The organism is Fictibacillus sp. EA-CB0309 (assembly GCF_055814265.1).
Genome location: NZ_CP169271.1, coordinates 661,164 through 674,489, shown reverse-complemented (window position 1 = coordinate 674,489; position 13,326 = coordinate 661,164). Strand labels below are relative to the sequence as shown.

Below are 13,326 nucleotides of genomic sequence, written 5' to 3'. Positions count from 1 at the left end.
TGGTTCAAAGATTTCTTTGAGCCAGTCTTTTTTATTCCTCTAACCACTTATAGCGAGGCGTGGTTTGATAGGCTGCTTGCTCTCTCCTCTTCTCCGTACTGAACATTCCACTCAATGTTCCATAGAAGTACTGTGTGAAACTCGTTTTGATTTTGCGTTTTTTATAAAGAAATACAGTGGTTTTGAATGCTTCAACGACTAACGATGTTAACTGTTCGATCGGTGTACGAAAATTAAACTTTTTATATGCGATTAATGCTTTGTGCCAGAACGTATAGATCTCTTCTGCTCGGTCAAAGAATGGTTTTACTGATTGGATGAATGGTTTTGGGACGTTATCAGGAACGAAGGTGTAGTCGAGATCGTGAAGTTGAGAAGTCGCCGATGCAGCCGGAAATTGTGATGTGATAATGACGTTCTTTTCCTGACGTATGTTTAGATCTTTATTTTCTAGATTTAAGTAGAGATTCTTAGTTTCAGGTGCTGATTTTGATGTTTCTCCCCTACTCTCTGAAGGAGTTTCGTTAGCATGCCGATACGTCAGTTGTGTTTTCAGCGATACATCAATTGGCTGAAACACAAAGACATTATGAGCAAATCCTCCATTTGATCGATACGTTTTATATACATGTAAGAATCCTGCTGTTTTCACTTTTCTTAGCATGCGGACAAATGTCGCGCGCGAGATCCCTCCCTGTTTTTTTGAGCACGCAGAGACAAGTGTAGCAATCTTCGCATTTGCCACGCCTGGTACGACTACACTATATTGACATAACACCTCAAACGCGATGTACTCCGATCGGGTGAGCAAATCTGGGTACTGTTGAAAAAACATATATACCTGTTCGTTAAACTCTGTCACATTTTGGAATTTACTTAAGTTTTTAAATTGATAGATGTTACCCGCTCTCATTTTTCTGTTCCTCCCTTTTATTGACTCATCTATAAATGTCTTGAGAAAGAGAAAAAGAGCCATCATGATAAAAAAATAATTAAATATTTTTTAGCTGCTATTTTGTGATTGTTTATATAGCAAGCAAATACAGAAAAAACCTGTTGATTGCACTGATTTTTAATAAAAAACACCGGATAAAGGTAGAATCTGATTTTGTAGGATCATTTTTAATGTTATTCCTGATGTTTTGATGAGTAGAGGCCGCCATTATGCGGCAGATTAGGGGCGCGTGCGCGGATTGCGTCGGTATGTGCGCGTAAAATATGAAAATGTGCGCGCGTAAAGCGGAAAGCTGCGCGTAAAAGGCGGGAACCTGCGCGCAAACAGCGAGTAAGTGCGCGAATGTGTAACAGATAAAAGAACACGTACCGTAAAACTAATTTTATATGAAAAAGATGGCTCCGCTTGGGAACCATCTTCAGAAATTTATCTTATTTTGTTGGCAAATCCGAGTGTTTAAGCAGGTGTGATAAGTAGTCTAGCAAGTCATATCTCAAATCGTCTCGTTGGAGAGCGAATTCGATTGTCGTCTTAATGAAACCCAACTTTTCCCCAACATCATATCGAACACCTTCAAAATCGTACGCATACACGTCTTCAGATATATTAAGTTCGGCAATGGCATCTGTTAGCTGGATTTCGCCGCCTGCACCAGGTGTTTGATTCTCTAAGATTTCAAAAATTTGAGGAGTTAAAATATAGCGTCCCATAATGGCAACATTGGATGGTGATTCTTGTTGTTTCGGCTTTTCGACCAAATGGCTCACCGAATATAAACGGTCGTTTAACTGTTTGCCATCAACAATTCCGTATCGAGAAACTTCTTCTTCTGGCACTTGCTGAACACCAATGATAGAAGATTGATACTCGTTGTATTGATGAATAAGCTGTTCCAAGCAAGGCGTATCGGATGTTACGATATCATCACCAAGCAGGACTGCAAAAGGCTCATTTCCGATAAACTTCCGTGCACACCAAATGGCATGGCCAAGCCCCTTTGGTTCCTTCTGTCGAATATAATGAATATCCACGAGCTTAGATGGTTTTTGCACTTCTTCAAGCAGCTCAAGTTTTCCTTTTTGAAACAAGTTCTGCTCTAATTCATATGAAAAGTCAAAATGATCCTCGATCGCTCTTTTTCCTTTACCTGTAACGATAATGATGTCCTCAATTCCGGAAGAAACCGCTTCTTCAACAATATATTGAATCGTCGGTTTATCCACGATCGGAAGCATCTCTTTCGGCATAGCTTTTGTCGCTGGCAGAAACCGAGTGCCCAGTCCTGCGGCAGGAATAATCGCCTTTTTTACTCTCATTTGGTGAACTCCTTTATATAGAATTTCACATGTATTTAGCCTTATCTCCTTCATCATACCTTACTCGTTTACATAGTTCTTCCCGATTCATAATTTTTTACATCGTTTTTACAATTCATATGCAATTGTTAAGAATTCATACGGAGCAAGTTGTTTTTTACCCCTTATGGACTTAATTTTGCACTCTAAATGTTTATTCAGTTGAGAGTTGGGAAAGGTAGTTTTAGAAGAGAAAACATTAAAAAAGGAGTGCATGAATTTATGTCTGATCAAAATCATCCTAAAGGTCAACCTGCACAACATCAAAATCAGCAGCCTGGTGTAGAATCTGAAATGACACCAAAACCACAGTCCGAGAGCCCTACATACAAAGGGAGCGGAAAGTTAAAAGGTAAATCCACATTAATCACGGGTGGAGATAGCGGAATTGGTAAAGCCGTAGCTATTGCGTATGCAAAAGAAGGCGCAAATGTGGCAATCATCTATTTAGAAGAATCCCAGGACGCGGAGGAAACGAAGAAACAAGTGGAAGAAGAAGGCGTAAAGTGCTTATTGATTCGAGGAGATATTGGTGACGAATCGTTTTGCGATCAAGCAGTTCGTGATGTAGTCGGCTCGTTTGGTGGACTTGATGTACTTGTAAATAACGCGGCCGAACAGCATCCACAGCAAAACTTTGAGGACATTACAGCCCAGCAGCTCGAAAAAACATTCCGCACCAACATCTTCAGCATGTTCCATTTAACGAAAGCTGCACTACCTCACTTAAAACAAGGAAGCACGATTATTAACACAGCATCGATCACAGCTTATCAAGGACATCCAGAGTTGATTGATTATGCTTCAACGAAAGGTGCGATCGTGTCGTTTACTCGGTCGTTATCCAATAACCTTGTAAAAAAGGAATCCGTGTAAATGGCGTGGCGCCAGGTCCAATCTGGACACCGCTCATTCCATCGACATTTACAGCAGATAAAGTAGAACAGTTCGGAAAGGATACACCGATGGGTCGTCCAGGTCAGCCAGAAGAACTTGCACCAGCATATGTGTATTTAGCAAGTGAAGATTCTTCTTATGTGTCGGGGCAGATGATTCATATTAATGGCGGTAAGGTTGTAAATGGATAGATTAAGAAACAAACTGGCCTAATTAGCCAGTTTGTTTTAATTCTGGGACTTTGAGAGGCTTCTTTGACCTAAAAACTTGTTAATAAACTTTTTTAATAAATGACGGTATCCCTTGTAGTACCATCTGGTAACAATCGATATTCGTGAATCCTTCCATCGATTTCATCCACATAGTAAACGGTCAAAGATGATACTGTCTTACTTTCTTCATTCCATTTGATGAATACAATAAGCTCTACCTCTTTACTTTGCAGACCGTTTAGATCCACTTCATCTGTATCGGTTTTAAATTTATATCCTTGGATGGTATTAATATTGTATCTCCACATGTAGCTGTTATCCATAGCTCCTCTAACTTTCGAGTACGATCCACCCAATATGCTTTTTACTTCTTTTTTAGACTGTCCAATTTTCAACTTCCCTTTTACATCTTCTAAACTGACTTGCTTTTCAGATGCTTTTACTGTAATAGAATCCTTTGCAACGGAATCAGTCACTACACTACCCATCATAATCATTGAGAATAACGATACTGCGATCAGAAGTCGTTTCATCAACTAATCCTCTCCTTTATTTTGGTTATTCATTAGACGAAACAGACGGATTATGGGTTTCACTCTGTTTATGAAATACTTCTTCTTTCTTCTTTTCCTCGACGCATTTTTCTTTAGCGCTGTCTATGTGTTTACGGTACGTGTTCTTTTATTTGTTACACGTTCGCGCAGATATTCTCCATTTACGCGCAGTCCAATGCCGTTTACACGCGGTTATGCTTCAGTTCCACGCAAAAACGTTTGATTTGCGCGCACATCTCGGTGATTTTCACGCACCCAAGAATAATTTAAGCAGTTTCTGGTATCGAAAAGGGCTTCTATGCATGTTAGTAGGGTTAAGCAGCTATAGATACAATAATTCTTTATTGTTAAACCGAATTTTTGAGGGCACAATCACACTTGTGAGCTTGTTATAACAAAAATGGTGTGGTTACCTTAAGAACAACTATCCGCAGGTCTAGTTTTTTTATAATTTAAAAAATAAAAAAACCAACACCTAATTAAGGTCTTGGCTTGTTTATACACTTTGATCATATGTGGTTTTTAATTCCTTATATTGATAGTGGCTGATCTTAGATGTGTTCCACCGTTTTTCCATCATGTTTAACTTTTTCTTTACATAATCAAAAGAAGCTCTACCCTGATAATCATCACCTAAATATATCTCGCATTCGTTATTCCCTTTATATACTATTTTTAATAGGTGCCCATTAAGATGACAGATGTACAAACCATTTCCTAACCGAATCACCGTTACACTCCCTCTTGATGGAACGTTTCCACGCTTCATAAGCCAAGAATTCGCGAATTTCTTCTTTTTCTAGACCTAGTTCTTTAGCTTGAGCCAAAAGCTCAACCCATTCTTGATCGAGAATTTCAACTTGAATATCTAACAACTGCTCCACAGGAACCTCTAACGCTTTCGCTATCTTTTGAATCATATGCGCAGATGGATTTGTCTCATGATTTTCGATGCTGCTTAGGTAGCTTTTTGAGATGCCTGCCAACTCAGAAAGCTTAGTAATACTTAAATTTTTATATAATCTTCGTCTTTTAATTTCAATCCCAATTTTGTTTAACATCACCAGCTTCCTTTTCATTTACATACTGTTTTTATAAATCTATAGTTTTTCTTCTTTGCTTATATAGTGTGGTTGCTCCTAAAAGTAAAAGTACGATTCCACTAAACAAATAATTATATGTGTTTGTGGATGTTTCAGGAAGAATATGACCCTCAACTGGGGGGAATTCAAACCATCTGAAGGAATTGGACGCTCAGGAGATATAGTGTCGTCATCTCCAGGCTGAGGATTGATCGGCCCATTGTCATCTGGTTCGGACGGTTCGTTTGGTTCTGTAACCTTATCTTCAACAATAAACTTAAATTCCACGTCGAAGGCTAATCCTTGAAATTCATTACCAAGTTCACTAGGGAATTTAACTTCAAACATAAGATCTTCTTGATGTTTCGAATTTAAATACCTTGCAGGCAGACTCTTAAAATCTTTTAGTTTGCCGGTATGTAAAACACCTTTTGAATCCCACACTTTAAGCAAAAATTCGTTATATAACTTTTTAGAACCGCCTTTAAATATCGCTTGAATATTATATTTAAAATCTTCTGCCCCTCTATTCTGAATAGTAAGCTTCCTAGTTGCCCAGTCACCAGGTTTCATGTTCGTAAGATTAAATAAAAAACTGCTGGGACTTGTATTGATATTAAGTGATTCGTTTGGTTGAGCATGAACCAACGTTGGTAGTAATAATAAAATTGATAAAGAAGTGAGAAGTAATTTTAATAGTTTCATTTTGAACCTCTCAAAAAATAATAGTATTTATATTAATAAAAGGTGGGATCCCCCACCTTTTCTTTCCTAATAACTATAATAAATTAGTCGTTGACTTCTTCAGTGTGCTTTGAAGAACCTTCTGTAACAGGATTTGGCATTGTAGCTCCATCTGCAGACCCTTGAACATCGTTGTTGATTGCACCATTGCCATTATGAGAATCTACATGTACTCCATCCCATTGAGTAGCTTCCAGGTTAAAGAAGAAATCAATTTTATCACCTTGGAATTTATTTTGGAAATACTCTCCTTTATCATTTTTATTTTCGTCATTTTTAAATGTAATTTGGATAAATACATCATCTGAATCTGTAGGATTCACAGGAATGCCACGTCTATCTTTGTCTGCTACAGTTAGAGGTGCTAAGTTAATTCGATCAGATCCATCAGTAGCTAAAAAAGCTGCGTTAATTTTTGATTTGTACGCAGATGGACCAGCTACAAGATCTGCCAAAGTTAGTTCTTCCCCTGCTTTAACAATTTGATTTCTTGGTTCCCACTTAGTAGATTCACCATCAACTGCAGCAAAGTTGATTACAAATTGTGATAAATACTCACTCTGAGTTGAATCAGTTTTACCATCAAAATTACTTGCAGTAGTATTTAATAAAACTTCTTTAATAGCTAAACTTCCCTTATTGTTTAATTTGAAAATTCTTTGAACATTATCTTTAGGCTTCATGTTCGAAAGATCAAAAGTAATCGGTTTAGAGCCACTTTTTCCAACTTCCAAATCTAATGTTCCTGCTGCAAAATGATTATTTGTAACTGCTGTATCGTTAAATGCTGCCCAAGTTCCCCCACCTACTAATGTTAATCCTAGTGCTGCTGTTACTACTCCCATACCTAACTGTTTTTTAATACTCATTTTTTCCCCTCTTCTCCCTCGGTTACGAGGTATGTAATTTTTATATTGAACCCTTTGTCAGGGATACAATCATTTTTATACCGCTTTTTCTACACTTGAATTCTTATTTATTTTATCGAGCTCTTTTAACGCTTTTAAGATGGAGATTGCAGAATAAATGAGTAGCAAGACACCTGGAATGATTAACAACAATGCAGTACCTTTATTGGATTTAGCGAAGTCTATGAAATAACCAAGGTAAGGAATTGTAAAGTTTGAATACTTACCCATCACATTTTGTGCGAGAACAAGTTGTGTATCGACGGCCTTGTTGTTATCCCCTTTTGTTTGATACATAACTTGATCACCGTTTTTAATAACCTCTACAATTCTATGAGTCACAATTGATTGATCTTGTTTTAAATACGTGATAACATCTGTTTTTTTAGATTCATAGCATTTTCTAAAGGTTTTACCGCAATAACTGAACCTGTTTTAAAAGTTGGTTCCATTGACCCTGATAAAACTGTCTTTATTTGATATCCAAAGAAACTAGGTTCTCCACCAGATGCTTTAGATGAAATCACTATAAAAATCATGCTAAGTAATGTAATGGCTAAAACAGTAGTTATCAATCCATTTAAAATTTTTATTGTTATTTTCATAAAAACCACCTTTTACTTTTATTGTGAAAGATTTATTCTGTTGTAGTTTTTTGATTTTCCTCAATCGTTTTTGATTCTGTTGATTCTTCATTATTCTTAATAGTAGGTTCCTTTTTTCTGGGCTCTTTTCCTCGGTTTCCTTAGGTCCTTCAGAGTCTGAAACAACTGGTTCCTCTGTTGGTTCAGTTTTATCAGTTGTTTCTTCTTTTTCTTTATTTGTTTCATTTTTCTTTTCTTCGTTCACACTCTTACTTTTATCCCCATTAGAGTTACCACCTTGATTGCCATTGTTAGGATGATCATCTACACATTCATCAGGAAGACAATCTTTTTTGTCTTCGTTCCCTTTTCCAGGGTTATCAGGATCCCCAGACTCTCCATCGTCTCCCTCATTTGGTCCATTACCTAAGCCAGAGTCATCCTTCTTCTTGCAAGCTTCTTTATTTTTCTTTTCATACTCCTTATCCGAACAAAAATCTTCTAAAGTGGCTATTGTGTTCGCTATCTTCTCTGTGTCATTAAATTTTGAATATGTACTTGAATTAGGTAAATAAAGAACTGAAATAACAATTAAATAAAACATCCATATGTTTGTAATTAACCAGAATTTATTCTTATTTCTTCTGGTTAATCTTTTATGCTTTGTCCGCCGACTTGGAAATGTATTCATTACTGGTTTCACGCCCCTTATGTTCAAGTTCTTAAAAGGGTTTGTAATTAAATAATTCGCTTTGTTCTTTATTAAGAACTTATAATGTGAGTATAATACATATTACCTAATTCAAAAAGGTGTAAAATAAGCCGTTTGTTCTATAAAAAGAACATTTTTCTAAATAAATCACTCAATTTCTTCCAAATACTTAAAAAATTGTATTTTTTACAGAACTTTATGTTCATTATAATGGACTTAGATGAATTGTTTAATTTTCATTATTAAGAACATATATCAACTAAATATTTAATACAGGAGGTGATACTGTGCGCAGATTAATATCATGGATTATCTTAATCAGTGGATTTCTATTATTGGTTTATGGACTATTACAATTTACATCTTTAAAAGAGCAGCAAGATAGCAGTTTAAGGAAAGCACAGGAAGTTATAAAATCCTCTTCATCACCAACTACTAACAAAAAGTCTATAAATACTAAACTGAATAAAGGGGAAGTTATTGGATTACTCTCGATACCTACAATAGATGCTGCGCTTGCAATTATTGAGGGTACCGATCCGGATGAACTGGAGAGAGGTGTTGGCCATTATTCTGGCTCATCACTTCCAGGTGAAAAAGATCAAATTCTCTTATCTGGGCATCGGGATACTGTATTTAGAAATTTAGGAAAGGTAAGTAACGGAGATAAATTAACCATTAAACTCTCTTCTGGGGTTTACACCTACGAAATATTTAAAACAAAAATTGTAGATGCCAACGATCGGACGGTTATCCAATCAACCTATCCTGAAGAAATTCTGGTTTTGACTACTTGTTATCCTTTTTCGTATATAGGAAACGCACCTGAAAGATATATTATTTATGCAAAGAGAACTTAATTGTAAACAACATGGAGCTTATGTGGTCCTTTTTTTAAGTTTGTGCTAATTAACAAACCGATACTAAAATGAAATCCCTTAGGAAGCTTTAACTTTTAAAATCAATAGCATGATAGTAATTCACCTATTTTTCAATTAGGAATGGTTACAATGATCCTAATTTTCAAGAAAAAAATGGAACTGTGAATTATATTGGTATATCCATTGTTAAATCTGATGCTTTATTACAATATATTTACGATTTAGGTGAACCCTATCATAAAAGTGAAACGGGCATCGATTGGTATTATGACAAAAATACCAATCAACTGCTCAGTATTTCCGAAACAGATGAAGGTAAACTTAGTATACGTATTAGGTACAAGGATGCAGGAGATCAGTTTTAAAATGCGTAAAATATTTCTTTACAGTTAATATTTACCATATTATGATTGGATTATCATCAGTCAAAAAGGAGCACGGTCCATGTATATCATTCCAACCGGAAGTTCAATCCATAATGATCATGATTTTAATTATCATCGTTATTTAATGGTTAAGGTAGACGTTGTTTGTGTGAAGGAGAAGGTAACCGTGGACGCTGGCTATATTGATGATTATAATGAAAAACTTATTGTCGTGAATGGCAAGGCTTTTAACAGATATCAATATTTATTTATTTCTAAAACATAATGATCAGGCAGCTACTATTGGCTGTCTTTTTTTGGAACTTTTTTAATGTATACACGTAATAATTAAAAATCGAAGGGAGAGATAAACATGACTGATTTTACTTTATTCATTGAACAGTATCTTTTTATCTCTACACTTCTCTTACTTTTCATAACCATTTATCAGCTGCCTTCTGTTACTTCTTTTGTTGGCAAGGAAACTTTGTGTTCATTTCAATGTATTAAGGTAGCTACTAATATTGTTATAAATCTACATAGCCGTGTTTTACATATAAGAATTTTCATTTTCACCTTTCAAAAGCTTAAGATTAAATACTCATCGAACAAAGATCTGGAGGATTGTTCGCTCCTTCTCTAACGAATAAAATAGAGGAGGAGACTAGATGTTGAGTATTATTGAGTTTATTGTATATCCTTTCAGTCAGATGTTACATGTTGTTGCAGATTTATTTAATGGCAGTTACGGATTAGCTGTAATCACCATCACATTGGGTTTACGAATCATACTCTTGCCGCTGTTTATTAAGCAAGCTAAACAGCAAAAAGAAACAAACCAGAAACTAGAGCTGATTAAGCCAGAATTAGAAGGGTTAAAAGAGAAATATAAGAATCGAAAAAAACCTGAAGAAATTAAAAAACAGCAAGAGGAAATGGTTCAACTTTATGGGAAGTATAAGATTAATCCTTTTTCTACAGGGTGCCTTCCTATGCTTATCCAGTTGCCAATTGTGATGGGAATGTATTGGGCGGTTATCGAGATAGCTAATGTTTCAAATCATTCCTTTTTAATGTTTAATTTTACAGAGACAAGTATCGTTTTAGCTTTAGTAGCTGGGTTTATCTACTATTTTCAGGGGAAGAGTAGTCCCAATATTACCAGTTCGAGTAGTCCGAGTAATATGAAATGGATGATGCTTATATCCCCCATTGTTATCTTTCTAGTGTCTATTAGCAGCCCTTCCATTCTGCCTTTTTACTGGTCAGTGAATGGAGTGCTCCTGATTGTTCAGAACATCATTATTAAGAGTATGGTATAAGAGATAGAACTGTTCTATAGATAGTGGTTCTATGGTCAGTCCTTGCTGATCCGTCTATACAGGGGTTTGATTTATATTAATGGCGCGGCAGGTTGTGAATGGTTGATACATGTGTTTTTAGTGTAGCCCTCCTTCTCTTTGAAGGAAGGGCTATTATTTAAGAGCTAATATATTTTACGGTACGTGTTCTTATAATTATTACACATCCGCGCACGATTACATGTTTTTCACGCAGTTGAGTTAATTTTACACTCGGTTGCACCTAAGTTGCGCGCACATCGAGCCCAGTTGCGCGCAGGATGTTGCTATTTTCGCGCAGTTACCATCAAGTCACACATAAATGACATAAAATCATGCTACAAAATAGCTAAATAGAAGTACTAAAACTACCTCTCCAGCCATATTAAATCAATCATCATCATTTCACTCTCACAACAAAAATAATCTATAAAAAAGATCTAACACCTCGCTAAGAAGCCAGTTCCTCACTATCACGCTAGTTTACCGTCACTTCACAGACCAATTCGTCCTTGGTGTAACAAAAAAATTTTCGAATCCAAAATAAAATGTATTAAACTATTGTTGAAACCTTTACCATATCTGTATCGTCTTACCATCAGAACAACGAGGAGGTCATGTAATGTGGAAAAAGGGGATTTGAGCACAGACTTTTCAATTACTGCGCTCAGCCATGAAGAAGCTCTTATCTGCTTAATGAAAGAATATGGAGAAGAAATCAAACGCCTTGTATATACATTTGTAAAAAATTGGCCACAAGCAGAAGATATTACACAGGACGTTTTTATTACAATTTATACAAAATTAGATTCCTTTCAAGGGAATGCAGCCATACGCAGTTGGATCTATTCCATTGCAATTAATAAATCAAAAGATTACTTAAAAAGTTGGCAATATCGTAAGTTACAATTGGCAGATAAATTCACAGGCGAAACCTCCAGTGAGAAAAACGCTGTGGAAGTCCACGTTATTTCTAATTCGGAAGACCGAATATTGTATCAGGCTGTACTACAATTATCACTTAAGTATAGAGAAGTCATTTTATTACACTACTATAAAGAATTTTCAATTCGCGAGACAAGTGAATTTCTTTCTTTGAATGAAGCTACGGTAAAAACACGGCTAAGTCGCGCGCGAAAATTGCTTCATGAAAAATATGTGAAACTTGGAGGTGAAAGATGATGGAGGATAAACTAAAAAGGCTTTCTATCAGTATGGATCAAGAGATTTCGAGAACAAAAGTTTTTACAGAAAAGGACGAACACCAAATACGTTCTCAAATTAAACAATTATCAAATCCAATTTCAAAAAAGACTCCACATGTATTCATCCCAAAACTACTCACCGCAGCCCTTTTCTCAGGAATCATCTTTTCATCGTATTATTATTTTGACAAACAATTCATGTCCACTCCTGAGGTTCAGATTAATGAAGAAGCGCCAGCGCCTGTAGCTCCTGTTATTACGCAGCAGGTATCTGGGAGTGGCTTAGCAAAATATTCTGGTGAAAAGCGATTAACGGTTACATTCACCATAAAAAATGAGTCAAAGGACGTAATAAAGAATTCGCTATCGTACCGTATATCTTTTTTAAATGATCATTTAGTGGATGCGGCAGGTACTAGATCTGAAATAATTAAACCTGAAACCTTCAAGCCTATAGGAATGGATGAAAGCGAAACCTTATCAAAAGAGTTTCTGCTCAAAGAGGAAGTCACCAAAGAAGACCTGATGAGTTCCATACAGATTGAAGCCATGAACGGCACCAAAACCATAAGTTCATTTATCATTAGTTCTGTTGATTATTTAATGGATGAAAAGAAAGACCCTAATTCCAATCCAATTGTTGATGAGAAAGAACAGAATTCAGATCAAGAGAAAGAGGGAGAGAACAAGGGAACTGAAGAAAAAAGGAAGAACAGGCACCGGTTCCTTCAAAAATGGAAAAAGTAACTTTGGATGAAGCTAAACAAATATTCACAAAAAATTTAGCTGATATTTCTAGAACATTCGCCGTATCTGGTGAGAAGAATAATTGGAATGCCAAAAACCCTGCAACTTACGAGGTGGCTGGGCCAGATTTCGAGCCTTATGTTACTCAAAATTTTTCCGAAAACATACTAAGAGATTTACTTCCTAACTATTATTGTCAATGTGATATTGGTTTTCTACCAAGAATTCATCCCGTCGTTCGCTTTAACATAAAGTCGGTTACAGAAGACCAAATTTTAATAGGTGGATTGGAACCTACAGGCGAGGTTAACGTAGGCGATCAATGGACATTCACACTTGTTAGAGAAGGGGAACAATGGAAGATGGATCACTGGACACACACTTCATTAGAAGGAACTAACTTAAAATTGACTAAAGAAGAAGCTCATCAGCTCCTAGTAACTGAAACGCAGAGCGCAACCTTTATAAGAGAAATACAAATAAATAATGTTAATGCATTTGTCTTTCATGTTAAAGGATCCGACTTCGAGCGTGAAGTTACTGTGCGTTCAGATGACGGATTTATGATTTATGAATAACTGTGTTCCGGCTTGCAGTCAAAACTGCAAGCTTTTTATTGTATATGTCAATTCATATCGCTTGTTCTTATTCCACTAATATTCAAACTTTAAGTAAAAAAGAAAAAAAGAATGCTGTTGGCCATCTTCTTTTTCCATTTTTACTCGTTTAAATGTTGTTAAATTTTCTTATACGAAACTTAATGTAGCGTTCTAGTCCTATGCTTC

At 36.0% G+C, this 13,326-nt stretch carries 14 protein-coding genes and 2 pseudogenes; 7 read left to right on the top strand and 9 right to left on the bottom strand.

All coding sequences use genetic code 11. The annotated features are described in order from the left end of the window. Positions 1-31 precede the first annotated feature (31 nt). A complete protein-coding gene (locus tag ACEWFH_RS03900) occupies positions 32-913 on the bottom strand; it encodes a hypothetical protein (RefSeq protein WP_473726186.1) in 882 nt (293 codons plus the stop codon). Positions 914-1,386: 473 nt separating this feature from the next. Then, on the bottom strand, positions 1,387-2,271 hold the full coding sequence (gene galU / locus ACEWFH_RS03895) for a UTP--glucose-1-phosphate uridylyltransferase GalU (RefSeq protein WP_473726185.1): 885 nt from the start codon (positions 2,269-2,271) through the stop codon (positions 1,387-1,389). A gap of 261 nt (positions 2,272-2,532) precedes the next feature. Between galU and ACEWFH_RS03890 the strand changes: the two are divergent. Next, positions 2,533-3,398: pseudogene (locus ACEWFH_RS03890) on the top strand (SDR family oxidoreductase). 92 nt (positions 3,399-3,490) lie between these two features. Here ACEWFH_RS03890 and ACEWFH_RS03885 read toward each other — a convergent pair. The 7 genes and pseudogenes from ACEWFH_RS03885 to ACEWFH_RS03855 all read right to left on the bottom strand — a co-directional run bounded on the left by ACEWFH_RS03885 (position 3,491) and on the right by ACEWFH_RS03855 (position 7,982). Beyond that, positions 3,491-3,955: a hypothetical protein gene (locus ACEWFH_RS03885; RefSeq protein ID WP_473726184.1), complete on the bottom strand. Its 465-nt coding sequence runs from the start codon at positions 3,953-3,955 to the stop codon at positions 3,491-3,493. Positions 3,956-4,662: 707 nt separating this feature from the next. Continuing rightward, complete coding sequence (locus tag ACEWFH_RS03880) at positions 4,663-5,034, bottom strand: helix-turn-helix domain-containing protein (protein ID WP_473726183.1); 372 nt, start codon at positions 5,032-5,034, stop codon at positions 4,663-4,665. A gap of 31 nt (positions 5,035-5,065) precedes the next feature. Beyond that, positions 5,066-5,143, bottom strand: a complete 78-nt coding sequence (locus tag ACEWFH_RS03875) for a hypothetical protein (RefSeq protein WP_473727204.1) — start codon at positions 5,141-5,143, stop codon at positions 5,066-5,068. Beyond that, positions 5,113-5,760, bottom strand: coding sequence for a hypothetical protein (locus tag ACEWFH_RS03870; protein ID WP_473726182.1), 648 nt, complete (start codon positions 5,758-5,760; stop codon positions 5,113-5,115). Before ACEWFH_RS03870 ends, ACEWFH_RS03875 begins: the two co-directional genes overlap by 31 nt. Positions 5,761-5,843: 83 nt before the next feature. Continuing rightward, positions 5,844-6,668, bottom strand: coding sequence for a TasA family protein (locus ACEWFH_RS03865; RefSeq protein ID WP_473726181.1), 825 nt, complete (start codon positions 6,666-6,668; stop codon positions 5,844-5,846). Between the two features lie 75 nt (positions 6,669-6,743). Beyond that, positions 6,744-7,312, bottom strand: a pseudogene (sipW, locus tag ACEWFH_RS03860) (signal peptidase I SipW). After that, a complete protein-coding gene (locus ACEWFH_RS03855; RefSeq protein WP_473726180.1) occupies positions 7,248-7,982 on the bottom strand; it encodes a hypothetical protein in 735 nt (244 codons plus the stop codon). Before ACEWFH_RS03855 ends, sipW begins: the two are co-directional and overlap by 65 nt. A 308-nt stretch (positions 7,983-8,290) precedes the next feature. Here ACEWFH_RS03855 and ACEWFH_RS03850 point away from each other — a divergent pair, with 308 nt between their 5' ends. The 6 genes from ACEWFH_RS03850 (at position 8,291) to ACEWFH_RS03825 (ending at position 13,119) form a co-directional block, all read left to right on the top strand. Further along, positions 8,291-8,863 (top strand): class D sortase, encoded by a 573-nt coding sequence (locus tag ACEWFH_RS03850; RefSeq protein ID WP_473726179.1) that lies wholly within the window; start codon positions 8,291-8,293, stop codon positions 8,861-8,863. A gap of 465 nt (positions 8,864-9,328) precedes the next feature. Continuing rightward, a complete protein-coding gene (locus tag ACEWFH_RS03845) occupies positions 9,329-9,535 on the top strand; it encodes a hypothetical protein (protein ID WP_473726178.1) in 207 nt (68 codons plus the stop codon). Positions 9,536-9,917: 382 nt separating this feature from the next. Continuing rightward, the gene (gene yidC, locus ACEWFH_RS03840; protein WP_473726177.1) at positions 9,918-10,571 is read left to right on the top strand and encodes a membrane protein insertase YidC; all 654 of its coding nucleotides are present in this window, start codon (positions 9,918-9,920) and stop codon (positions 10,569-10,571) included. A gap of 642 nt (positions 10,572-11,213) precedes the next feature. Beyond that, positions 11,214-11,771 (top strand): sigma-70 family RNA polymerase sigma factor, encoded by a 558-nt coding sequence (locus tag ACEWFH_RS03835; RefSeq protein ID WP_473726176.1) that lies wholly within the window; start codon positions 11,214-11,216, stop codon positions 11,769-11,771. Beyond that, complete coding sequence (locus ACEWFH_RS03830) at positions 11,768-12,541, top strand: hypothetical protein (RefSeq protein WP_473726175.1); 774 nt, start codon at positions 11,768-11,770, stop codon at positions 12,539-12,541. The genes ACEWFH_RS03835 and ACEWFH_RS03830 overlap by 4 nt, the downstream gene beginning before the upstream one ends. Continuing rightward, on the top strand, positions 12,529-13,119 hold the full coding sequence (locus ACEWFH_RS03825) for a hypothetical protein (RefSeq protein WP_473726174.1): 591 nt from the start codon (positions 12,529-12,531) through the stop codon (positions 13,117-13,119). The genes ACEWFH_RS03830 and ACEWFH_RS03825 overlap by 13 nt, the downstream gene beginning before the upstream one ends. The last annotated feature ends 207 nt before the right edge of the window (positions 13,120-13,326 follow it).